The sequence below is a fragment of the Maribellus maritimus genome (assembly GCF_022267315.1).
GTDB lineage: Bacteria > Bacteroidota > Bacteroidia > Bacteroidales > Prolixibacteraceae > Draconibacterium > Draconibacterium maritimum.
In genome coordinates this window covers 20258-45850 of the sequence record NZ_JAIKLE010000036.1, presented here as the reverse complement: position 1 = coordinate 45850, position 25593 = coordinate 20258, and the positions used below count along the sequence as shown (strand labels likewise).

Here is a 25593-nt window from a genome sequence, read left to right as displayed (position 1 = left end):
ACAGTTGCTATTTGTTGCTTGTGTCAAGATCTACTCATCAATATTATTAAAACCAATACCCAAAACTGGCGGCAAATGTCGGTTTATCCACTACATTGGAAAAGCCTAAAGTTGCGTCCAGGGGGCCAAGCATTGTTTTTAGCGAATACCTGACACCTCCCCCGAAAATAAATTCGGAATCTTCACCTAACAACCAGTCGGAATCCTGTAACAATCCATTTGCCAACAAAGTCATATACTGCGAATCCGACATGTGAAACCGGTAACCAAGCATACCAATATAAACATACTCCTGTCCGACGTTTACCGCGGGCAACCCGATAAAAGGAAGATGGTAATCAAAGTATTGTGTATAGGCCTCTCCCCCAATCAGAGTCATTTTAACATCCGGATAATTGGTATTTAACAAAGCTCTTGCGTATATATCAAAAAGCCAGGCAGTTTCCTGCCAGGCAGGAATTATATTCTTCATTTCAAAATACAATGCCGGACAAATCTCTTTTTTATCCTCCAGATCTCCGAGCAGAGAGAATCTGGTCTTCATCGAGGTTCCTTTTGTTGGAAAATAAAAATCATCCATATTATCATAAGAAACATAGACATATGCATTGGTTAAAAACATATTTATTTTATCTTCCTCCCATTGAAAACTAGTTTCTTTAGTGAATAAATCACCGTTAAAGTATTCCTCACGAATACCGGCTCCAAAATAATACCGCTTAAAAAACGGCTGGTAAAAATATATTCCTGCCGATGTATAAAACAGGCTTGTCTTAAACAGTTTGTCTGCGTCTTCGTAAATATTGATATTTTGGTATTTTCCGTTAAAATTCAGTCCTGCGGTAGGAAATTTAGTCCTGTTTGTTTCAATGGTAATATCCAATCCCGGGTTTACAGAAAGCTCACCGTTTATAGAAAACAAACCAAAAATATTTCTATAGTTCCGTTGAGTTGTATTGATTAAAATCGCTGCTGCATCGGTTGTATTTACTTTAAATCCAAAATTCTGGGTAAATACTTTTTCAGACTCTATATTGATGATTAAAGTTTTTCCCTCGTCATTGTTTTCCAGATAGTAATATACTTTTTTAAAACCTCCCAGACCATAGATTCTGTCGATTCCGTTTTTAATGTCGTCTGCCGAATAATTCCCGGGAAGTTCCAATCCAAATGTATTGGCTATAAAATCGTTGCTCAAATAATAACTTCCGTTGTAGTTGACTTTGGTAATATACCAGTCTTCCGGTTTTACAAAATTACGGAGTGGTTGCCGGGGCTGAAGATTATGTTCCGTTTTTATTTTTCGCAATTGTGAAACGACATCAAGAGCCGCTTGTTCACCTCTGAAAATCAGTGTATCGGCTGCCCTCTTACTAAAACTGGAAACGGAATATCCTGTTATATCGGGCCTAATAATAACGTCACAATAAGACTTATTTACTGCATCTTTGTCTTTATCGAAAAAACTGATTAGTTGATTTAAAACGCTGGTTATTGATTTTAGCTCATCCTGTCCGTAATAATCGTTTCGAATATCAACTCCAATGATGATATCCGCGCCCATTCTTTTTGCGACATCAGTTGGAAAATTATTTACAATTCCTCCGTCAACCAACAAGTGCCCGTCTCTTTCCGATGGTTGAAAAGCAATTGGGATGGCCATACTCGAATACATAGCTGTTGGCAAAAAGCCTTTGTCAATTACTACTTCGTCACCGGTTTCAAGGTCAGCTGCCACGCAGGCAAACGAAACAGGGAATTGCGAAAAATCGGCATGAGCCGGTACCTCGCCTGCCAGACCACAAAATATATTCAGAACATTTTGCCCTTTCATTAATCCCCTGGGGAGTTTGATTTCCTTTTTGTCGGAAATAGGCAAAGAAAGAAAATAACGCTGTTTTAATTCCTGTTGATATTTAGACTGAAATAACCGGGGAACCTCATCTGTGATTGTCATTTCCCAGTTTAGTGATTTTACAAGGTTTTCAATTTGAGAAGCGTTGTATCCGAGCGAATAAATACCTCCTACCAAGCTGCCCATACTTGTACCAACAATAATGTCAATCGGGATTCCCTCTTTTTCCAGTACTTTTAAAACCCCGATATGAGCAAAGCCTTTTGCACCGCCTCCACTCAAAACCACCGCCACTTTGGGGCGGCCTTCAGCTGCTGCAGGTTTTGTCTGCTGCTCAGCTGCGGCAAATACACCCGAACCTGCAATCAAACATAATAAAATAAAAATACCAATTTTTTCGGGCACCAAGCTTGTATTTTTTAAGCCTTTATTTTTCGGTATTTTTTGCATAATCACTAAATCTTGTTTTTTTGAGCATTTTCATCAAAACATATAATACGGTAGTAATTACAAAAAGGATTAATAGCGTTGAAAATTCAATAACTTTATTGTAAAACAATAGCAATTCAATTCCTGAGATATAAAGATAAAGCGAATTATATTCTCTTAAAAGAACTCTTTTCCAGTTAAAAGTATATCCCTTAAAAGCTGAATTTATCTTTCTTAAGTCAGGGATTAATGATTTGACTTTTGCTGTATAATCCAAATATTCCTGTCCAAATTTTTCATATAAAAAAGATTCTTCGGCTTTTATTATGGCTCTGTATATTATCAGAAAAAGAGGAAAGAACAGGAGCAAAAAAAGCAATGAATTTGCAAATACTCCAAACCCAAGGATCAAAAGGATATTCCCCACATACATCGGATTACGGCAAATGGAATAAATTCCACCTGTTACAAGATTGTTTGCATGAATTTTCCCGTGACGTCCGCCGCGTATTATATATTCAAGCCCGATGGTGACACACCTGACTGCTATACCAAGGGCTATAATAAAAGCACCGAGCCCTAAAGCTGTACTGTTTGGAAATATTTGTTGTGAAGGAACAAAAAGCGCTGCATAAAACAGGGGAAAGATAATGTTTCGGTAGCGGAAAATCCAGTTTCCAAATTTGATAAAATAACCATTCATATCTAATATACCTTTTATTTTAATGCAACAAATCCGGAAAAATTATACCACTTAAAAAACGTTTCAACAGATTGAAATCCAATCTCCTCCAACGTTTCAATATTTTCGGAAGGCTTATAAGGAATTAATACATTTTCCAAAGCTTCGCGCTTTTGAGCGATTTCCATTTCATTATAATTGTTACGACGTTTGTAGTCGTAATAATACTTTATAAACTGACGATTAAACTCCTGACTTTCCCCCAAAACTTTTTCAAAAAGTATCACACATCCTCCCGGATTTAACTGCTCATAAACTGCTTGCAAAAGTTTCGTCCGCTTGGGTGGTCGTACAAATTGAAGTGTCAAACAAAGGACTACCACCGAAGCATTGTCGATATGAATTCCTGTATTGAGATCGGCTTCAATTAAATCAAACTTCCGTTGTATTCCCGATGAAATCAAATTTGATTTGCACTGAGCAAGCATTTCCGCAGATGAATCAATTCCCACAAAGCCAATGGCTGGATCCAGAACCATATCCAAATTAAGAAATGTTGTTCCAGTTGAACACCCTAAATCATAAACATTCGTATTTGGTTTTGCATAATCTTTGGTAAGTTCGGCAATCATACGTTGAGCCTCCAAATAAAAGGGAACTGAACGCACCACCATATCATCGAATACTTTAGTAACTTTTTCATCAAAAGTAAAATCAGTAGACTTGTCCAACTTGCTCTTAAAAATGTTATCTTTCATTACTTTCCTGTTTTTATATTCGGGTACTCCCTTAGCAGTGTACACCGATTAAAATAAAATCGTCTATCTTTTTATCTTATTTTTGCCTTTTATGCGGGAATACATACAGAAATAAACGGCAGGAGAGCAATCCCAAAAAATCAAACATGTCTTTCCTCCTGTAAAACCGGCTGTTTCTAATTTTCCCAAAATCTGCAAAGCACGCTCAATACTTTACCAATACAAATATCAAGTCAATCATCATCTGACTGAACTAAAAAGCGCAAGGTTGCCAAACGGTATCAAAAACGTTTACTCCTTTATTTTCCACTTCGCAGGAAAACAATCAGCTTGGACTTGTATTTTTGTATTAGCTTCTTTCCTTTTGTTAAGCTTTAATGTAAATATTTCTAATTGTCTCCTTTCTTTCACAGCTTAATTGTCATCCGAAATTCATTTCAATAACCTACGCGAAATAAAATATTCCCGTTTGTTCCCTTAACGGAAATAAAAAACACTGCAAAAATCTAATTTCCATAAGAATACTGCTTTCTTTTCTTTTATAAAAACTAGTTAGTTCGGAAACAATCGAACCAGCAAAATAAAAAAAATTAATGCTCTTTACTATATTCAGCTTTTAGTTTACGCATATTCTTGATAAAAAAATGAATTCCTTCCTTTACATTTTCCAAAAACTTCGCATTTCTGGAATCAGGATTCTTCTTTAATTCCAGAGCCTGCTCAATAACATCAAGCTGTAATTTCATTTTCTTTTCAATGCCGTCAATCATTTCATTTATGTCTCCCGAAACAAAACGAAAGTAACGTTTGCGGTCTCCCGGATAAGTAACATACTCTATTACACCGCGAATTTCAAGATTCTTCAGTGCAGTACTGGCAGAGCTTTTACTGATCTTCATTTCCTGAACAATTTCATCAAAGGTATACTCTTCTTTATCCATAACCATTAACAACCCCATAATGCGCGCTGTTACAGGCTGAAAACCATCTTTTTCATGTAACCTTCCGATGCATTCAACCAGCTCCTTTTGTTTTTGCAATCTTTCCGGTTCTTCCATTTGACCTTTTTGCCAAAAATAGCAAAGTTTTTTTAGTTCGCAACATAGAGAACCAACCTGAATTACTATGTATTAAAATAAATCGGTTTAAATATCAAAAATGAAATTCAAAAAAACATTCCATATTGGCTCGGAAGACAGAAGAGAGAAATGATAAATACCTAATATCTGCCTTCTGTCTTCCAGCTCCTGAAACGATGTATAAAAACCAACGATATGTGCTGTAAAATTACAGGCCCCTGTCTTATTTTCAAAAAATCAACAGTGCAGGCATATTTAAGAGGTAAGCTGAGATAGAGCATCAAAGAAAACTTTAATGAATAAAATCCCTGGGGGGGCATGAAGTACTTCCGCCTAAAAACAATCATTTCGTCTCCTAATGATTTTTTAATATCACCGGTTAAACAATTTTAAACCGCCTCCTATAAAAAACCTAAGTTGCAAAAAGAGGATATTTTTAAAACAACAAAAAAACTTAAATAGAAAAACGCCCAATATGAACTTTTTAAAAAAATGAAGGTTTACCTTTTATTATAAAGACTTGTTTGTCATGTCAGCAAATCAGAAACCTACAACCAGCATAAAGGCAAAAAACAATGGCCTTATAAAAACTTTTCTAAAACAAATTTCTTTGTGTTGCAAAGAAGAACATAACCTGATGATAAGTGTATTTGATTTAGAAAAAAATAAATTTCTTTATGGTAATGATTCATTTCAAAATATATTGGGATATAAACCGAAAGAGATCATCAGGGGCGGATGGGAATACTGGTATAGTAAAATAAGCACATCTGAAGTTGGAAATATAAAGAACAAAATTGACTCATGGAATCAGAAAGTGATTTCAGAAATACGCCCCAAAGCACTCTCCTTTTCCTATCACATAAAAGATGTTTACAACAAGTGGCACTGGGTCAGTCACGAGCTAACTTTTCACCAAATCAAAAAAAACCGCATCGTTCTCAATTACCTTCATGACATTTCTCAAAAGGAACAAATCGAATATTTTTTAGGAATAAAAAAACAAGCTCCTTTAGCCAACAACGATATTGCTATTTCAAAAAGGGAAAAAGAAGTGCTATTGCTTATATCGGAAGGTTTTTCTTCAAAACAAATTGCAGATGAACTATACATAAGCAACCACACCGCGATTGCCCACAGAAAAAATCTGATTGAAAAATTTAATGTTAAAAATACAGCACAGTTAATCAAAGAAGCATCAAAATCGATATTGATGTAGTTTTTATTTATCCAACCTTTCGGAAAATACCCAAAAATGGGAATTGCTTTTTACGATTACCAATCGTAACTTGTATAGTGTAAATCTGCAAAAGAAGGACGATTTGGGGATTTACACTCATATACAAGCAACCATTAAATTCACGACGTATGGAAACCCAACAAATTTCCACAACCCTGAAAGGGCTTATTGGGCATTTAAAAATTGAAAGTGCAGAAGATCAAAAAAAATTAAATCAGCTAAAAACATCGTTGTCGAAATCGGTGATTGAGAAAGATCAATCCATACCGCGACAAAAAGAATTCTCGATTGAAAAGTCCGATTTATTCTCCGATGACACGATTTCAGATATTCAGAAAAAATCAATCAGCGCCATCATTAAGACCCGGACAAAAACCAAGAATGAAGCCAGTTACAAAGTTTTCCGCAGAGAAGTTCCCGTGAGGGAGCAGTTGTTATACAATTCAGTCGCGGACTGGGCTGCGGGATCCAGGGTTGATCACAGTATAGGGCCATTAACAGGCCCCGATGGCCGTCAGCTCTGGTATGATTTTTACCCGATTGAAAAACTTGTCACTTTGTATATGAAAGGAGTGGCCGAACCTGTTCTTTTATTTAAAATAAAACAAAACCCAAGGCTGACAGCCCGCCCAAACATTCCGATACGGGTTAGTCTTACCCGGACATATTCTCTCGTTAAAGGCAGCATCTGGATCAATACAAAATTTTTAGCTCCCAATGCTCCGGCAGGAACTTACGCAGGTCTGACCATTTCCGGCGGAACAATTACTTTAAGCAAAGCCCCTCAAACCATCAACAATAAACTTACCATTGCCTCCAGTACAAATGTCAATGTTTTGTTGAATTTGGATCAGCCACAGGATACAGATGCAGACGCTGCCAGTCCTTATGGAAAAGATGCAAGAAATGCCCAGCTGCAATTGCCCGAAACACTTCAGTTTCATTTCTCCGGAAACGGAAGAATTATTGACAAGGTAGGGAATGCTTCATGGAGTCTTTACGGACAAAAAATGAAATTTGAGTGGATTGCCAATCAGCAAACGGTTTACGATACAAATATGCAGCGTATATTTTTTCCTTTTAAACCCTCGGGACAAAATATTACCATCAAACAAAATCAATCCGATTTTCATTTTTTAGACCTAAATAAAAAGGCTGCAATTCAAAAAAGCGGGTGGGTTCTGCCAGTGGCTGCAATTGACACCTCTCAACCAACAGCAGCATCCGGTATTGGTGAAATGTTTGTGCGGTGCAAGCAAGGACTTTTTAATAAATGGGCGGGCTTAAAAGGAGGCAGTTTTGCGTTAAATGCCCCCGGCTTTTTGGTTGGCCCGGGTCAAATTTTGGTTGCTGATCTCGCCGTAGGAAATCCGCATGCCAGCCAGCTCTTAAAGCTATGGAAAGAAAATTCAAGTCAAACAGGAACTTCGGTAAATCTCAGCTTTTCTGACAGTGCACCATTTTTTTATGTAAGTAATGGTAACGGCAATGAATTACTAATGACCTATTCCAATGCCGACTTTAGGATTGATCGTCCGGTGAAGGTAAATGGAGAGCCGCCGCTGGTCCGTTCACTGGATTCGCTGTTGATCATCGCGGCCGGTACAAGTAACAAACTGGTCTATTTGTACGATAACAATCTTATACTTGATGATGCGCAAATAAACAATCAGGATCCTGTTGTTCCCGAAGAAATGGCGCTGGCATTAACCAATGCATTGTTTAAAGTAACACAACCCAATGGTTGTTTGCTTTTTGGAAACATGAATAAAGATTATGACAAAGTTGAAAAAGGATTCCTTTTTCTCACATTCGGGCTTCTGGCCTATATCCCAACGTTACCCGATCCTTACGCGGCTAACCTGGGAGTGCTTCAACGACAAATACGAGGGACAAGCAAAGGCATAACGGGGGGAGTTTCAGGGAACCAGCAGATAAACGCCTGGCTTGTTTGTCGCACAGCCTGGTCTGTGTCATCTGATGAAAATAAAATGGATGACGTTTTTGTTTCTTTTCACTTTGCTTCTCTTAACAACCAGTTTGGAGATATCTCTCTGAATCCACCCAAAACAGAAGAGCCTTCAAATCCCGAACCGGAATCTCCTGTTACACCCGTTGGGAATACCAATATTACAGCTGTTAAGGTTTCCGGTATCATTTCAAAAACTGACACACCTGTGTCCCGGCTTTCCGGACTTAATTTATCCAACACACTGAGCGGGACACGCAAACTTACCTCCACGTTTAAAAATGTGACCACCGACAGGGGTTTGACTGAAACAGATGCAACAACATCGGAATCTGCTGCAGCTTTACCCAAGAGGCTACCCGATTACGAGGAAGAATGGGATAAAGATACGTTTCGGTACCGGCGTGATTTGTTTGCATTGCTGGATGTAAGTACCAACGCTGATTTATTTGGAATCAGTTTCGACCTGCTTATGCGAAGAGATTTTAGGGTAACTACGGGTACAAACGCTACCGGCGAAGCGGTATCCAGCTTTTTCCCTGTTCAGGTTGAGGGAATGGATGTTGTAAGTGCCGGGGCAAATGTGAAAGCTTTCACTGTACCACAAATATCATGGGAACCTGTGTTTAATCTTTCTCCACCGGCGCCACCACCTGACGGCCCTGTTCCGGGCGATCCTGCGGGTGGTTTTAACTACTATCCAAACGATGGCGGACCAACCCGTATTTTGAACAACAGCGCTGACAAAGTACCTCTGGCACCTTTGCCGGTAACCAGTTTTTTAGTTGACAAGCGTGATACAGAAAGTGATTTTAAAGCCTTTTCTTTTTTTACCCTTCCTTTTGGAATGAAATCAGTCGCTCTTTTAAGCGAAAAATATGTGTACAACAATGTCCCTCGGGATGGCGGCGACTTAAATAAATTAAAGGTATCCTTTGATAACGAGATACATTCCGGTCTTCAACTAAAAATGGATGCCGGAATACCGCTGCGTGAAGGCGACAGCAAAATGTTTATGGGAACGACGGTTCAAATCAATAATATTCTTGATTTTGCAGGAAACGAAACCGGAAACAGTACACTTGGTGGCAGTGTCACCAGCATTTTTAACCGCGAGTTTTTTTACGACACCAATTATCCGTTTGAATTGTTTAAACAACGTGGCGTTCCCGTAACAAGGATGGATTTAAGCGGCTACGGCGCTAGTATGTTTAGCAACTGGCTGAATACCAAAGCAGCCATTGCCGAAACAAGTCAGGCCAAATTTGATGTGTTTGTTGGTCGTTGTTCTCACGAGATAATTCAGGTAAAAAGTATATTGTATCCCTGGGCCATAAAAGTGGTGCGAACCATCACGCTTTTCCGTGTAAACAGTGGTTATGTATATCGTTTCGACAGCGGATGGAGAGCTGAAAGCGACGGTAAATTTGATTTCAGATATTTTACCTATGAAAACAACCCCAATTTCCCGGGAGGCACACCGGAAAATCCGGAGCCGCAACTTATTTCGAAAGAGCAATTTGCCGAATTTGAAATTCATCCCGGGCTTGTAAAAGCATTATATAACGTAAGCAACATTATTGAAACCAATGAAGTAGAGCCTTTTAACGAAAATGTGACATTCGATAAATCGGTTGACCAGCTTGGCGTTGAAATAAATACACCCAAAAATTACGACATAGAACTTCAACCTGTATATTTTGATGCCGATGTTGAAGTGGAAGGTGTTCTGTCGGGAATGGTCACAAAACCGACCTCCGACGGTGATAAAAAAATTGTACCCTCCAAAAGAATTTTGGGTTTTGTTCAGCTTGGCCCGAAGGGATTTCCGCTTAATAATACTGCTTTGCGTCTCCTGATAACCCGTCAGGGTACTATTGGCGGCTCTATCGATTGTGAAGTCAACCTGGTGGACAGCACTCAAAAGATGCGTTTAAGTCGTTTTGATTTTAATAATTCTTTTGCAGGCAATGGTACAGACCCGACATTCTGTGTGGCAGGAAGAGGGAATGTATTGTTACCCAAAGAAGGAAGCTGGAGCATGGTGAAACATGAAAGAGCAAACGGAGATGTCAGCCCGGTACCGGAAAATTTAAGTATTCCTGTGATTCGAGAAGGGAAAATTGTAAAAAATGGAAATACGGTTAAAATTGATCCGGCCACACCAGTCACAAAAGTCTTAACTCGAATTGCTGAACCAGCAGAGCTACTTCGCCAACCTGTGAGCAATACCATAAATTACGGACTTTTACAAAGTACCGACACCCAGAAAGCGTTATTCCTGACACCTTCCTTTAAAAAGAATACAAAAAAATTACTCAGTAAAACGCCTCCTCTTTTTGTTGACGCTTTTCGTATTGTCAACACCAAAGGAATATTCCCGAATATTGGTGAAGCAGAAAATTTTGCCGGAGATGTTTTGGGAGAAGCCATCCTGATGAAAAAGGGAGGAAATTTCCCGTTTAACATCAGCAATCTGCAAGATCTTGGGAAAGACGTTTTTGAATTAATGGATATCCAGGATACCATTAACAATGTCAAACAACAGGGACTTCAGTTATTGCATAATCCGGAAGACGCGTTTGATTTACCCACCGAGTTTGAATTAATTGACGTTGGTGACGGAAACTTCAGAATTTATATTGAATACGACAAAAAAGATAAAAACGGAAATGTTGAACAATCAGGAGAGTTGGATTTTGATATCAACTCTGTAGCCGAGAGCTGGAAAGGTAAAATGAACAATATTGGTCTGGTGATTGACCTGGCAGGGATAAAAAGACTAATGACAATCCGGGGTAACTGGGATTCGGAAAACGGGAAAGAAGCAACTTACCCGAAACCGGATTTGGAATTTGCTCCCGAACTGGATCCATTGGTTGACCTCCTGGAAATTTTACAGAGTCTTCAGGAGGGTGATTGCGGCGAGGCTGTTCAGAACGGATTAAAACTGGCCATGAGTAATAAAGCCGGTAGCTGGGAATACAAATTTGAAGCCTCAAAAGAAATACCTGTTATACGTTTTCCTGTTCCCGATGCTGTATACAACGATCCCAATACACCTTTCAAACTTGAGGCAGGATTAAAAATTGGAGCCTACTTTAATGCAGCGCTAAAAGTAACTACCGATGCCAATGAACTGTTGCCCAGTGCAGGCGGAGTTTTAGGGTTTTATGCCCGTTTATCGGTAATGTGTGTTTCGGTTTCGGCAGCTACGGTTTATGCCATCGGTCAGGCAAATGTTGATATTGCGGCCGATACCAAAATTGGCCCCTCACTTCGGATGAAGTTTGGATTTGGCGCACAAATCGTAGTGGGTCTTCCGGTTGCAGGTAATGTAAGTATACTGTTTGTGGTTGGAGCCGAAATTTTTATTGCCTCGGGCATCGTCCAGGTTTCAGCTTTTATGCTGTTTGAGGGGCATGCAGAAATTTTAGGTGGTATTGTTTCCATCACCATACGGATTGAAGCCAAAGGTACCTATTCAAAAAAAGCACTGGGTGGCGGCGCTTCCCGTACCGATCTGCAGTGCCAGGTTACTTTCGGACTGGACATCAGTATTGCGTTTATTATTAACATTAGTTTCACAGAATCCTGGCAGGAGCAACGTCAAATAGCCTAAAAACAACAATTATGAATCCAAATCAAAGATTATCAATAATGACATTTCCGCAATTTTTTGACGGGAATGAACTTCAGATAAATATAGTGGTCATCCCGCGCGACCACAATCCGCTTAACCCGATTATTGTCGGGGAAGAGCCTCAGATTCCGGATGCTACAGCAGCATTTGCCGATGCGAACTTTTCTTTCGGAGCTCAGTTATTACAGGGTTTTGGTGTTAATCCTCTACCCCAACCCAAGCCGCTCAGCGAAGCGATTCAGTTAACAACAACGCCGCCCGGAAACCCACGGGAAATATTTGAAGCAATGGCAAATCACCTGCAAATTTTTAATCTCGGCATGGTGAACTCCAATATAAACCTGCAAAATATTCCTGCTGAACGACAATTTCAAAAAGCAAGACCGGCGCAGGTTAGTGTATATAAACACATTCCTAAATCATTTCTTAGAGCTACAGGAAACAAACCTGTCGGAAACAAAAACGCCTTTACCGGTGACCAGTACCATTGTGCTGTAAAGGGTGCCAAATTTTATGAAGGTTTTAAAAGAAGCAGTAATATAATAAGCTGGGGGAAAGTATTTGCACACATTCTGAGACAACCCCTGTTAGCCAGAGGAGCCGGATTTATCTACTCAGCTAGTATTCCCGTTGAAACGGATACCTTCCCTGACGGCGGTTTTTTATACATAGATCTGGCTGGGGGAAGTTCTTTTAGTCCTCAACAGGCAGCTGATGATACATTTATTAAAAGATATGCCGCCCGAATTCCGGCTTTAACTCCGGGCGAGCCACGACATGTATTTGCATCGTTGCTGTATCCGGTTGTAAACGTTCACGACGGAAATTACGACAAACTGTTTATTGAAACGGCAGAGTTTGATGACGGATTTGCTAAAATTGTACACTGTCATCAACCACCACACCGCGATCCTTTGGTTGAGGAAGCCGACGGCTCCTACCCGGTAAAAGACACGGGAATTAACCTGGGATGGAACGACGTGGAAATTCTAAACTGGTATATGCGTCAGTTAAGCATTGATCCGTCTGTAGCAAATCCTGAAAAAAGGCTGGATGCCCCGATTGGAGTACACGGTTATGTTATCGATGTACGCCAGATGGCAGAGGCCGGCAACCCGGAAAATCCATGGGAATCATTAAACCTTGTCAACAGTAAACAACCGCTTACATTAGCTAAAAATCCCAACTTAAATACTGATTTTATCCAACTGGGTAGTTATGAAGGAGAATTGCCTTACCAGGTTTATCCCCAGCAGTTGGACGGCACAGAGCAGGTTACAGGAGTAATGCAGCCCTACTGGCTTCCGATGTATTTCGCCAACTGGAACGGACATAGTATGGTTTTACCTGATAACGACGCGGCCACAGTATATCAAACCACCAATCCAAATCTGGATGCTGACCCCGAAGGACAACCTGCAACAGATAAAGACGGAAATCCGGTAACTACCGGAACGGGTGTGTCCGGAGCTGCACAAAACAACCTCAACCAGATGTATAATCCGGGACCAATTAGTGTTCAGCTTAGGTACGGAAGGACTTACCAGTTCAGAGTTCGTATGCAGGATCTCAGCGGAGGTACTCCGGCGATTAATCTGAACCCGGTGAATGAGTCTCCATCTGATATTGCCACTTGTTTGTTTAAAAGATACATCGCTCCCATTCAGCCGCGAATACAGGAAATTGAAGCCGTTCCAACGGCACAACCCGGTGAGTTGCATCCGGTCATAGGCACCGACGGTCCTTCGGAATTAAATGAATTAAACATCAGAAGGCCCAAACTTGGGTATCCGGCTGTTGTTTATACCGATAAATACACTGACCCGATCCAGCGTTTGTTAAACCAGTCAAATATGAGTCTGGATGTCGACAATGCCAACCATAGTCACAATGCAGAACACAGGGTCGGTTTGGGAATTGCGGATCCTGATGTTAACCAGGTGGAAATCACTGTTGAGATTGAAACATTGAAACTGGATAAGTTGAACAGTGTAAACGGAAAAGATGATTATGTACATTTATATACCACACAACGATTTTTCCCGGATATCGATGGCAACGATGATAATTATGAGGCTACATTAAATATTCCTATTGAATACAAGGATATTGAAGGGCCCGACAAAGTATTAAATGTGGGCGCTGAAATCAACCTGGTGCAGGATTTAGGCCTTACGGATGATATTGATAATCTTCCTCAACTGGTTTTACCTACAGCCCGAACCGTTCGTCTTACAATTCGTGCAGTTTGTGAAGACAAAGCCGATGATAACGACACCAGCGCATATTACGGAGTCATTGATGCAGCAGACAAAACAATGGATGTTAGATATGGGGAACCCTTTAGCGTGGAATTATACAAACCATCGACTGATGAAACCGGATTGCTGGCGCTTACTCCGGGAGTTCCGAATGTACAGGCCTTGTATATGCGACCGGACACTGCCACTGTTTTTGATGGCCGGTTAACTACTTTGTTTTTTGGAAGTGAGAATGTGACTCAAAATACCAATGTGAAACAACTGGCGGATCAACTGAATCTGGAAAGCAGTGGCCTGACTCTCAATGCACCCAAAGGGAAACGAGTTGTGTTTGGTTGTTCGAGTCGTATACGTCACACATTAGCACCGGATGGATCGTCGATTACATTTGCATCAAAATCTGATTTATTTAACCACTGGGTTTGCTGCATTAATTTTGAATTAGACAGGGACTGGATGTGGAATGCACTTGAAACAGATAGTTTTGCAGTTATACGGACAAAAGGTTTTACCCACGATAATCAACCCGAAGAAGAGGATGCTGAAATCGGACGTATAAAAATGATACGGACAGCCTCCTTTGAATCATTGGATAATCCGCAACGAAATTCCACGCAAATTGTATTTATTGACGCGGTGGAACCCAAGAAAGATCCGCAGGCAGCAAATTCGTTTCCTGATACCATTGACGTTGCTTACACGCTTGAACCCAGATTTAAAGCAGATCATGCTGCAGAACGGGATGAACCAGTAGTTGTGGAAATGACCCTGCCAATTACGACTCCGCCGGCCCAGGTTCCCAAAATAGTTTCAGCCGGCTTTGCACTTTCTCCTTATGTGCGCGATGAAAAATATCAGAATTCTGAATCGCGTAAACGTTTTCTCTGGATTGAATTTGCTGATCCGGTAGAAGATCCTCAGGACACCTATTTTGCACGGGTTCTGGTCAATTCACCCGACCAGTTGTTAAGCAATAATCATCCTTCGCTTTTTGTTGGCCAGCAAGAGCCTCCTTTACCCGTTGACCCGGAATTGATACGTATTATTTCTCCTTCATCATCCAACGATCTGGCAGGATTGAGTGCTATGCAAGCAATGGTTAAAAGTACATCAAGCGATAAGCATTATATTCTGCCCTTACCTCCGGGATTACATGCAAACAGCGATGAAATGTTTGGATTCTTTACCTATGAATTCAGGGTTGGACATTTTGAACGGCCTGCAGTCAATCCTGGTCAGGAACCGGAAAAAGTATGGACAACAGCCCAGGGGCGTTTTGGCAGAAGATTAAAATCGCAGGGCATTCAACACCCGGCTCCGGCACTTACATGTATGCCCAACCGCGACAAGGACAAACTTTGGGTAACTGCACCATACGCAGTCGCAGTTCATAAAGGTAAAAATGTAACTGCCGATCCGCCACGAACTGAATTATGGGCATTGTTGTACGCACAGGTAAAACAGGCAGACAACAACGACTACCGGAACATTCTGCTGGACGATCGCCCGTTGGACTGGAGAATTCAGGTGGAAAATAAAAAAGAAGAAAATGCCCTTCAAAAGTATACCAAGGAGGAACTACAGTTACTCAGTAAAATAACCTTAAAAACACAAAAAGGACAAACATCTGTTGCGCCGGTCAACAATGTCATTAAGCTTGTTGATTTTAGCAGAAAAAATAAAAGCTCTACGAAGTACGGAACTACAGTCTGGACAAATAAGGAAGTTACACAGTTTCTTTCCATTTTTGGATTGCCCAAAGATGCTTCGCTAAGTGTGGTTGTGGTTGAAACACTACCACAAATCAATAACATCTTTGAACACATTTCAGGATTAAACCAGCCACAGGTTGCCCAAACAACAGCAAACCTGTTAAGCGAAGAACAGAAGGCAACATTCAGTCGTGAATTTACAAAAAGGTTTAACGCACGTTCAGCATCATTCGCTGCTGTTGACGTTCAGCAAAAACCAAGCCCGGTAAGTGATGAACTGGGACATCACCGTATTTTGCGAACATCCCGGCTAACCAAAGTACCTGATGTTTGCTGCACAGATTGCTGAGAAAAAAATACAATTCCGATTCTGTTTATATTTGATATGAATGGAATCGGCCCCTGGCTTTGTTAATCTCCTCTTGTACAATAATATTAATAAATTAACCAGATAATATTTTTGATAAAAAAAATTAAAAATTCATTTAATTTGAGTTCAATATCTGGCATAAATTGACCTTTAATGGGGAAGTGAGTTTCTGGTGTAAAAATGAAAGCATTTTATTTGCCATTCCCCCTCAACAACTTGCTGTATATAAAAAAATCCCGCAAAGTGCGGGATAAAATTATGATTGAATGTAATTCTTTAAACTAAGCAAGTTTAACATTTACCGCATTTAATCCTTTTTTTCCTTCTTCCAAATCAAAAGTTACTTCGTCACCTTCATCAATGTTATCTTTTAACCCTGATGAGTGTACGAAATATTCTTTTGATGAATCCGCATCTTTAATAAAACCAAATCCTTTAGATTCATTAAAAAATTTTACTGTTCCTTTGTTCATGATATAAAATTAAATTGTTGGATGTAAGTTACACTTAATTATCGGGATAAAATAACGAATACCGATTAATTAAGATAATCCTCAAAACTTTCCTTTTTACGGGAGTCAGTTAAAATTGTCTCCTGTTATACTCCCAACCGCCTCTGTTTCTGTCGCTTCTGGGCCGTGCAACACTTACATTAATTGTTTTGCCTTCAAACACAGTGTCATTCAGTTCTTCAATGGCTTTTCTACCGTCGGTATCATTAGCCATTTCAACAAAGCCAAATCCACGGGAAAACCCCGTAGCTCTATCAGTAATAACATTTACAGAAGTCGTTTTTCCATATTCTGCAAATAATTCTTTTAAGCTCTCACTTGTTGTGTCGAAGCTTAACTTTGAAACATAAATATTCATCTCTTTTTTTTAAATGTTTAATATTCTTCTTTTTAAACCAATATACGATTTAGTTTTTTTCCTGTCAGCCGTTGTATGTTCCGGATCATCATCTGTTCATCCTGAGAACAAAATGTGAGGGCAGTACCTCGCTGACCTGCACGGCCTGTACGCCCAATCCGATGTACGTACGTTTCAGCAACATCCGGCAAATCAAAGTTGATTACCATTTCAAGATTGGCAATGTCTATTCCTCTTGCCGCAATATCAGTAGCAACAATTACGCGTGTTCTCCCCGATTTAAAGTTTGTCAGCACTCGTTGCCGTGCTCCTTGTGACTTATTTCCGTGTATTGCTTCACAATCAATTCCATTCCTTTTCAATATGCGTGCGATTTTGTCGGCTCCGTGTTTTGTGCGTGAAAAAATCAACACTGATTTCGTTTGCTCCTGTTTTAATAAGGAAACCAGCAGATGACTTTTCTTCTGTCTTTCAACATAATACAGATGTTGCTCAATCCTATCCGCAACTGATGAACCCGGAATAATTTTAACTATTACCGGATTATTCAGAATCGATCTTGAAAGATTAGAAATTGCCAACGGCATGGTCGCTGAAAAAAATAGGGTTTGCTTCTGTTTGGGTAGCATAGGTAACAATCTTTTTATATCGTGTATAAACCCCATGTCCAGCATTCGGTCTGCCTCATCGAGGACAAAGTGTCGAATACTGTCAAGTGAAATATACTTTTGATTGATGAGGTCGAGTAGTCGTCCCGGAGTAGCAACCAGAATATCTATTCCCCGTTTTAACTTATCGACCTGAGGCCTTTGGTTTACTCCTCCGAAAATAACGGCATGCCGGAGATCTGTATATCTGGAATAATCTCCAAAACTTTCTCCAATCTGAATCGCCAGCTCACGGGTGGGAGTTAAAACCAATACTTTAACTTCGCGCCTCCGTTCATTAAAATGAAGCCGGTTGAGTTGCTGAATAATTGGAATCGCAAAAGCAGCCGTTTTACCTGTACCTGTTTGAGCGATCCCTAATAAATCACTGCCGTCAAGGGCCGGGGGTATTGCCTTTTCCTGAATTGGAGTAGGATTTTTATACTTTTTGTTTGCCAGAGCTTTTAGTATCGGCTCTGAAATATTTAATTCTTTAAATGTCATAATTTGCCTGACCGCATTCAAATACGGATTTTTTTAAATATAACCAGGTAAAAACACCAAACTTTTCAGGCAATAAACTCACATTCATGTCCTCCAAACTATGCCGAAATTTGACTTTTATCTCCTGGAAAAAAATTTTTATCATACATTAAAAAGTGTGTCACGATATTTGTGCAGCACACTTCGCAACCTGTTAATCTAAACAAGAAAGTTGATTTTGATGTCGAATTGACGATGAGAAGATTCGCAAACGGGAAGCGAAACGAAGCATTGCGTTAGACGATTTCAATAAAAACCTGATTGTCAAGGCTGCGAAGGTATGAAATAATATTGAAACCTTATAACATATAAAAATATTTCCTTTTATTAGAAAATATATTTCACAAATTCTGACAATGAATAGAGTCAATTCTTATTTTGCCGAACTGGAACTGGCTACTCCTCTCTTTATTATCTCTAATCTTTTAACAAAAGTAATAAGGGAAAATAAAGTCATTCTATAATCGGGAAAGGAACACCGGACGTTCAATACAAACCTTTACTTGTTTTCCTTCGAGTGTACTGACTTTTAACACGTGATTAAGAAACAGGATTTTTCTATATATCATACCAATGAACCTAACATCTGTTCAATTAAAATATTGTCTTCTATTGAACATTTTCATAACTTGCAGATAAAACCATTCATGAATGACGCTAACACTTAGATTTTTTTGGATTCTCTGCTGTTTTACAGTAAGCTACTTTAGCCAGGCAAACCCTGAAAATCCGGAAAAAAATGCTGGTCAGGGAAATGAACAGATTAAAACAAATGCAGACAATAAGAACGGTAATAACTGGATTGATAGCCTGAACAACCGGGTCATCAACAATTCAATAAATATATATGATCCGGACAAATTTTTAAAAAGTATCATCAAAGATACGAGTCGTTTGTTGACATATTGGGAATACAGCAAAGCCAACAAAAATTCCGAAGCGGAATCATTCGTACTCAACATGTTGGGTAAAAATAAACTCAACAATAGCAGTTATTCAAAAGCTATACAATATCATCAACAGGCTTACGATGCGGCTTTGAAGTCAAGAAATGATTACCTCGAAGCCTTATCTTTAAATATGATGGGGGTGGTGTACCGACGAATGTCGGCTGTGAAAACTGCCCTGGAATACTACATGCGTGCATTGAAAACAGCGCAGGAAAGTAATAATACCGACGAATACATGCTTAAAAGCATGGCCATATCCAACGAAGGAATTGGCGGTCTTTTCCGCATGTTGGAACAATATGAATCAGCAATCGAATACTACAAAAGCTCACTCCAATACGAAGAACAGCTTGGCAGTTTGCTGGGGATGGCAATTGATAACCACAATATTGGTAAAACGTACGGATTATTGGGCGATTATGATTCTGCGATATTTTACCATAACAGATCCTTAGAATATAACCAACAGCTGAATTCTGTTTTAGGTAAGGCTATTTGTTACAACAGCCTGGGAAACATCGCAATGCTTCAAAATGAATACGATAAGGCTTATAACTTGTTTGTTCCCGCCTTAAAAAAGGCAAAACAAGCCGGCGACAGTACCTACATTGTGAACTCCTATACCAATTTGGGATGGTATCACTTAAGCCAACATCAAAACGACAGTGCAAATATTTTCTTTCAGAACGCGATTGCCATATCTAAACGTATTGGATATAAAGCTGCTCTTTTAAAAAGCTATAATATGTTGTCGGAACTGGAACAACATAGGAGCAACTATAAAAAAGCACTTAGCTATTTTATGGAAGCGAATAAATACAAAGACAGTATTGCCAACGACAAAAACCGGCAATATATAGCCGACCTCACAATTCTCAATGATATAGAAAATCAAAAACAAAAGATTGAAAAACTGGAATACAAAGACCAGTTGAACAAAAAAAACCAAAAGAACAAAAATATTGTTATCGTTTTACTCGGTTTGGTTGCCTTGATACTTGTTTCTCTCATTCTGCAGGGAATTCAAACCAATAAAAAGAACAGGCTTATTCATCGTCAGAAAGAAGATATGTTCAAAATGCAGTTGGAACTAAAAGCGCTTCAAAATGAACGTTTACTTGCCGAAAACAAACAAAAAGAATCAGAAAAGCAACTACTAAAGTCTGAACTTGAAGCCAATGAGCTCACCCGGCAGAATGAGATTAAGGCGATGCAAAAAGAAATCGACCACAAAAACAGAGAACTGACCACCGCTGCTGCCTATGCCATCAAAAAAAGCGAAAGCATACGTGTATTTCTTGATAACATCGACAGGCTTAAACTTCAAAATAGTAGTTCGGCAACACTAGACAAATTACGAAAGGATATAGAAAAACAGATGGATCCCGATTCTGATTGGGATAATTTTAGTCTGTACTTTGAGGAAGTCCATCCAAATTACTTTCGAAACTTAAAAAAGAAACATCCCGACCTTACAAAAAATGAACTTCGGCTTTGTTCATACCTCATTATGAATTTAAGCAACAAAGAGATTGCTCTTCTTTTATATGTCTCAACCGATACCGTACAGAAAGCAAAATACCGGCTAAAAAAGAAACTCTCGTTATCGTCCAACGATAGCTTATTTGACTATTTATTGACAGTCTGACAAAGTATTTCGCCATTTAATGTAATAATAACTGCTACCCTCAATCTGAAACTATTAACAAATTTCTTCTCTCCTGTCCGGTTTTATGTTACAAGATGTCCGGCTTTTGTCCCGTTTTTTTTATAGATATATATCTATAAAATCTGAAATTTATATCGACGTTTTTACGAGCTAATTCAAAAAGCCTTTTTCAAAACAATAACCTTTAAAATTACTTAATAATGAAAAAATTTACCTTTTTCTTTTTTTTGATTTTGATATCGGTTTGTACAGTATTCGCACAAGTGCCTTCAGCCTTTAATTACCAGGCAGTTGTTCGAAATTCGTCGGGGGAACTGGTCTCCAACCAAAACGTTTCCTTTCGAATTAGTATTTTGGAAGACTCTGAATCGGGTATAACAGTCTATTCTGAAACCCATTCTGCAACAACCAATAACTTTGGACTTGTCAGTTTAAAAGTTGGGCAGGGAACTTCTGAAACAGGTACTTTTTCTCCTGACAGCTGGGGAGCAATACCTCATTTTATTAAAATTGAACTGGATGCTGAAGGAGGAAATACTTATACACACATGGGAACCTCACAGCTTCTTTCTGTACCTTATGCTTTTCACGCGCAAACCGTAGAAGTTGACAAGGTAGATGATGCCGATGCTGATGCTACAAATGAACTTCAGACCATTAGTTTAAGCGGAACCCTACTGACATTGTCTGATGGAGGAGGAACAGTTACTCTGCCATCGTCGGGCGGTGGCGATAACTGGGGAACACAAACTGTGATCAGCGATGCTACCTTATCGGGAGATGGAACTACAGCTAGCCCGTTGAGTATTGACGGAGGACTCATCGATAATCAGACACTTGCTATTTCGGGAAATGATCTTTCTATTTCGGGTGGAAATACCGTGACTTTACCTACCGGGAGTGTGAGTCCCTGGACAAGCAGTACAGCAGGAATTAATTATTTTGGAGGGAAAGTTGGAATCAATCACGATCCGGCCGATGATTCGGGTGCATTACAAATTTGGGGAGATGGTTTGATAAGCCTTGAAGCTGTCAGCAGCAGTTCCACTTTTCCAACCATTTATGCCCAGAATAATACCGGAACAGCTGTTTACCTTGATGGTCAGATTGTAATTAAAGACGGCACCGAGGGAGCCGGAAAAGTGCTGACATCCGACGCAAACGGATTGGCCTCCTGGGCAGCGTCCTCCTTCGGAACATGGACACAAGATGGTGATGACATTTATTATACCTCAGGTAATGTTGGAATTGGGGCTGCTCCAACATTTGATTTGGATATCATAAATACAGCAGACAACGCAATTGTAAGAATAAGTGCACCAAACAATAATGGGAATCTGGTCATTGACAGAGCAAATCAAAATTACTATGCGCGTGTTGACTATCGAAATGCAGATGCTTCGGGAACATTTACCACAGGCCTTTACAGGGGCTCATCGAATTTTAGAATAGATGCAACATTAAGCACCGAATTAGTCGGTCTGGAAGTTGAAACAGATGGAGATATCCTGGTTAGTAACGAAGTTCACCAGAAAAACACAGGAACTGCAAACATGTTACCGTTTGCTTATGGTTATATAACGAGTGCCGGCAATTTATCTTACGGAACATCAAATATTTCAATGGCTTCCAGATTATCCACCGGGCAATATAAAATTGAAATCGACAACCTGGGGAGCGGTTGTGTTATTCAGGTTACGGGTTCCGGAGGTTCTTCCTATATTCTGACAAAATTAATGGGAATGAACACGAGCTACTTTACAGTGTCAACATGGGATACCAAACTTGATGCATACTCCGATTGCGATTTTTCTTTTGTTGTGTATAAACTATAATTTAGCTACAATGAAAAACTATCTACTAATTGTTGCATTTTGTCTTTTCAAAATCTCAACTCCCTTTGCACAGGAGGTAGTTGCTTCTGCCGGAGCAACACAGCAAGCCGGTGGTGTAGAGTTTAGCTGGACATTGGGGGAATCAGTCACCGAAACTTTTGCTTCCGGGTCAGATATTCTCACACAGGGTTTTCATCAAAGCAAACTGGTAGTTACAGCTATTGATGAGCCAAAGATAAGAGTTTCAGAACTAAGTGTGTATCCTAACCCAACATCGGATTTTGTCATGATCCATTTTGACTCAGAATTACAGGATAAACAGTATTCGTTATTTGATATGACAGGAAAAATAATTCGGCTAAATTACATATCAAAAACCGATACCCGGATTGATGTAAGCAACCTGGCATCGGGAACCTATCTGCTTCGGATCAGTGCAAAGAAAACCAATAACATACAATCATTTAAAATTGTCAGAAAATAAAAAATCTTGAGCTTTACCATGCTTCTTTTCAATGACAGTTATTGAATTTGAACAGGCTCGAAGAGCATTTAACTATCAGGTAGTTTTCAGACTTAAAAGGCCTAAAACTACCTGCCATTTATAATAAAGCAGATAAGGGATTTTCTCTGGACTCGCCCCTTCTGCCATACACCAGTCTGACACTGCTTCTTAGTTTTTGGCGAAAATATAAGGAAACACAGTGGTAGTCCTCGAGCAATTATTTGACTAAATTCGACTTAAATTGAGAACCAAAGTTTAGGCGTATTCAGTCATCAAACAGAGTCGATCCTGACAAGAGCAAAGAGGTTACCGGAGTTCCCGGCAACCTCTTTAATCTATCTCAAGCATTCTGTTTCTGTAAAAAAGGATAATCAGTATATCCCTTTTCTCCTCCCCCATAAAAAGTTGTTCGATCATACGGATTTAACTCAGCACCTATTTCTATTCGCCGTGGTAAATCCGGATTAGAAATAAAGTTACGTCCAAATGCAATGGCTTCGGCCCATTCGTTATCCAGGTATTCCAAAGCTGTTTCCGGAGTAAATCCATCTGCAGCTATGATGGTTCCGGAATACCGATTCCATAACTCCTTTTCTTTTTCGAATATTTTTTGATCCTCAATCTCGGTTGCCCTTGCCCGTACAAAGTGCACGTAAGCCAGAGGCCTTGAATTAAGCTCTTTTAAAAGATACCCGTAAACAGGTAAGGCTTCAAGATCATGAACGTCACCGGAAAAAGTGAATGGAGATAACCGAATACCTACTTTCCCAGCTCCCCATACCTCAACCAGTTGATCAATAACTTCCAAAGTGAGTCTGGCCCGGTTTTCAACGGAACCACCATACTCGTCTTTCCGGTGGTTTGTTTTTCCATGTAGGAACTGATTTAAAAGATAGCCGTTCGCCGAATGTAGTTCTACCCCATCAAAACCTGCAATTTTAGCATTGTTAGCTGCATGTCTGTAATCCTGAATAGTGGATTTAATTTCACTGGTTTCAAGGGCACGTGGAGTCTCAAAAGGAACCTGTTTCCAATCAGATGTCAATGTATTTCCCTTTGGTTGAATCGCAGAAGGCGCAACCGGCAATCCCTCATCGGTATGAAAAGATGAATGTGATATACGACCAACATGCCACAACTGCAAAAATATACGGCTACCTTCTTTATGCACAGCATCCGTTATTTTTTGCCACCCTGCTACTTGTTTATCTGAATAAATTCCAGGTGTCATCGGATAGCCTTGTCCCAACCTCGAAATCTGACTTGCTTCTGTTATAATCAACCCTGCCGATGACCGTTGACGATAATATTCAACATTCAGGTCAATTGGGACTAACTCGACATCCGCCCTCATACGTGTTAGCGGCGCCATCACAACTCTGTTTTTCAATGCGTAATCTCCTAACCGGAGTGGTGTTAATAGTTTGTTTTCCATTGCCTAACTTTTTCTTAGACCGATCGGTCTATTAATACTTAAAATTTTTTATACACTAAACAATTCGATTTCTTCTTTAATCGATATAATAATCTCATTCACTTGTTTATCATCATTACCAACCCGGCTGATCAGAACGATACCTTCCAGCATAGCATAAAATTTAAGAGCCACTCTTTTCGCATTCAGTTCAGAGTGAAATTCGCCGTCATTAATTCCCTGTGCAAGCAAGTCCTCCAGGTATTTCTGTGAGGTGAGAATCACCTGATGAACCCTTTTTTTGATCTCCGGTTTGGTATCATCTGATTCAGTTCCAAAGTTGAGCACTGGGCAACCGCCATATTCTTCCCTGAATTTCCCCTCTTTAAAATGCTCCAGGTAGGCAAACAATTTTTCTTTAGCGCTGGGATATTTCTTCAGAAATGCCTCTCTTTCATTTGTATACTGAGTGGTGAGGTAATTGAAAGCTTCCAGACAAATCTCATCCTTATTCACAAAATTACCGTACAAACAACCTTTGGCTAACTGTGTTGCCTCCATGATATCACTGATTGAAGTTCCGGCCATACCCTTCCTGTTAATTATTGGGGCTGCCCTTTCAATAATAAACTGTCGTGTTCGCTCCGCTTTACTCATCGTGTCACGAAAATAGACCATTTGGTCTAAAAAATAAAATATATTTTTTGTATTTTGCAACAAACTAGAAATCAAAACATTCGCAATTTCAAACAAAAGTTCAATAGATACATATTACAAATCGTTAAACTATTAAGATTATGAAAAAATTATTACTGATTTTTGTGCTGACTGCAATTTATGGAATCTCTGTTTCAAATGCTTCACCTAAGATGTTAGCCACATCGGAAACAGAAATTTCTTTTGTTGCGGATACTGATAATCATTCCCAACCAACAATTGAAGACGAAAAAAAAGACAAAAAGAAAAGCAAAGCATCAGCTAAAGCAGTAGTTACCAAAACAGAAACCTCGTCAGGTTGCACAGATGCACAGAAAAAAAGCTGTGCCGCTTCAGGTAAGAGTTGTGCTGCTTCGGAAAAGAGTTGTTGTTCTGAAAAGGAAAAAGAAGAAAAAAAATAAACTTTTGGGCTACATTTCAAAGGGTGCAAATTGCACCCTTTTTT

At 39.6% G+C, this 25593-nt stretch carries 16 protein-coding genes; 7 read left to right on the top strand and 9 right to left on the bottom strand.

Annotation, left to right across the window (positions count from 1 at the left end; all coding sequences use genetic code 11):
* Positions 1-46 precede the first annotated feature (46 nt).
* The 4 genes from K5G00_RS23375 to K5G00_RS23360 form a co-directional block, all read right to left on the bottom strand.
* A complete protein-coding gene (locus K5G00_RS23375; protein WP_238768926.1) occupies positions 47-2305 on the bottom strand; it encodes a patatin-like phospholipase family protein in 2259 nt (752 codons plus the stop codon).
* The gene (locus K5G00_RS23370; RefSeq protein WP_238768925.1) at positions 2283-2987 is read right to left on the bottom strand and encodes a methyltransferase family protein; all 705 of its coding nucleotides are present in this window, start codon (positions 2985-2987) and stop codon (positions 2283-2285) included. Before K5G00_RS23370 ends, K5G00_RS23375 begins: the two co-directional genes overlap by 23 nt.
* A 14-nt stretch (positions 2988-3001) precedes the next feature.
* Positions 3002-3724, bottom strand: a complete 723-nt coding sequence (cmoA, locus tag K5G00_RS23365) for a carboxy-S-adenosyl-L-methionine synthase CmoA (protein WP_238768924.1) — start codon at positions 3722-3724, stop codon at positions 3002-3004.
* A gap of 590 nt (positions 3725-4314) precedes the next feature.
* A complete protein-coding gene (locus tag K5G00_RS23360) occupies positions 4315-4782 on the bottom strand; it encodes a GbsR/MarR family transcriptional regulator (RefSeq protein ID WP_238768922.1) in 468 nt (155 codons plus the stop codon).
* Between the two features lie 550 nt (positions 4783-5332).
* On the opposite strand from K5G00_RS23360, the gene K5G00_RS23355 reads away from it, so the two are divergent.
* From K5G00_RS23355 to K5G00_RS23345, 3 genes are all read left to right on the top strand, one after another.
* Positions 5333-6022 (top strand): LuxR C-terminal-related transcriptional regulator, encoded by a 690-nt coding sequence (locus K5G00_RS23355; RefSeq protein ID WP_238768920.1) that lies wholly within the window; start codon positions 5333-5335, stop codon positions 6020-6022.
* 149 nt (positions 6023-6171) lie between these two features.
* Positions 6172-11634 carry a hypothetical protein gene (locus tag K5G00_RS23350; RefSeq protein ID WP_238768918.1) on the top strand — a complete coding sequence of 1821 codons (5463 nt, stop codon included), beginning with the start codon at positions 6172-6174 and terminating at the stop codon, positions 11632-11634.
* A gap of 11 nt (positions 11635-11645) precedes the next feature.
* On the top strand, positions 11646-15977 hold the full coding sequence (locus tag K5G00_RS23345; RefSeq protein WP_238768916.1) for a hypothetical protein: 4332 nt from the start codon (positions 11646-11648) through the stop codon (positions 15975-15977).
* A 302-nt stretch (positions 15978-16279) separates the two neighbouring features.
* Here the strand turns inward: K5G00_RS23345 and K5G00_RS23340 are convergent, their stop codons facing one another.
* The 3 genes from K5G00_RS23340 to K5G00_RS23330 all read right to left on the bottom strand — a co-directional run bounded on the left by K5G00_RS23340 (position 16280) and on the right by K5G00_RS23330 (position 18019).
* Positions 16280-16471: a cold-shock protein gene (locus tag K5G00_RS23340; RefSeq protein ID WP_238768914.1), complete on the bottom strand. Its 192-nt coding sequence runs from the start codon at positions 16469-16471 to the stop codon at positions 16280-16282.
* 109 nt (positions 16472-16580) lie between these two features.
* On the bottom strand, positions 16581-16868 hold the full coding sequence (locus K5G00_RS23335; protein WP_238768913.1) for an RNA recognition motif domain-containing protein: 288 nt from the start codon (positions 16866-16868) through the stop codon (positions 16581-16583).
* Between the two features lie 32 nt (positions 16869-16900).
* On the bottom strand, positions 16901-18019 hold the full coding sequence (locus K5G00_RS23330) for a DEAD/DEAH box helicase (protein WP_238768911.1): 1119 nt from the start codon (positions 18017-18019) through the stop codon (positions 16901-16903).
* 690 nt (positions 18020-18709) lie between these two features.
* Here K5G00_RS23330 and K5G00_RS23325 point away from each other — a divergent pair.
* The 3 genes from K5G00_RS23325 (at position 18710) to K5G00_RS23315 (ending at position 22996) form a co-directional block, all read left to right on the top strand.
* A complete protein-coding gene (locus K5G00_RS23325; RefSeq protein WP_238768909.1) occupies positions 18710-20656 on the top strand; it encodes a tetratricopeptide repeat protein in 1947 nt (648 codons plus the stop codon).
* 221 nt (positions 20657-20877) lie between these two features.
* On the top strand, positions 20878-22512 hold the full coding sequence (locus K5G00_RS23320; protein WP_238768907.1) for an autotransporter outer membrane beta-barrel domain-containing protein: 1635 nt from the start codon (positions 20878-20880) through the stop codon (positions 22510-22512).
* A gap of 10 nt (positions 22513-22522) precedes the next feature.
* Positions 22523-22996 carry a T9SS type A sorting domain-containing protein gene (locus tag K5G00_RS23315; RefSeq protein ID WP_238768906.1) on the top strand — a complete coding sequence of 158 codons (474 nt, stop codon included), beginning with the start codon at positions 22523-22525 and terminating at the stop codon, positions 22994-22996.
* A 361-nt stretch (positions 22997-23357) separates the two neighbouring features.
* On the opposite strand, the gene K5G00_RS23310 is transcribed toward K5G00_RS23315, so the two are convergent.
* Entirely contained in the window at positions 23358-24452 is a 1095-nt protein-coding gene (locus K5G00_RS23310; RefSeq protein ID WP_238768904.1) for an alkene reductase, read from the bottom strand.
* Between the two features lie 48 nt (positions 24453-24500).
* A complete protein-coding gene (locus tag K5G00_RS23305) occupies positions 24501-25109 on the bottom strand; it encodes a TetR/AcrR family transcriptional regulator (RefSeq protein ID WP_238768902.1) in 609 nt (202 codons plus the stop codon).
* Between the two features lie 119 nt (positions 25110-25228).
* Between K5G00_RS23305 and K5G00_RS23300 the strand changes: the two genes are divergently transcribed.
* Positions 25229-25549 carry a hypothetical protein gene (locus K5G00_RS23300; RefSeq protein WP_238768901.1) on the top strand — a complete coding sequence of 107 codons (321 nt, stop codon included), beginning with the start codon at positions 25229-25231 and terminating at the stop codon, positions 25547-25549.
* Positions 25550-25593 lie beyond the last annotated feature (44 nt).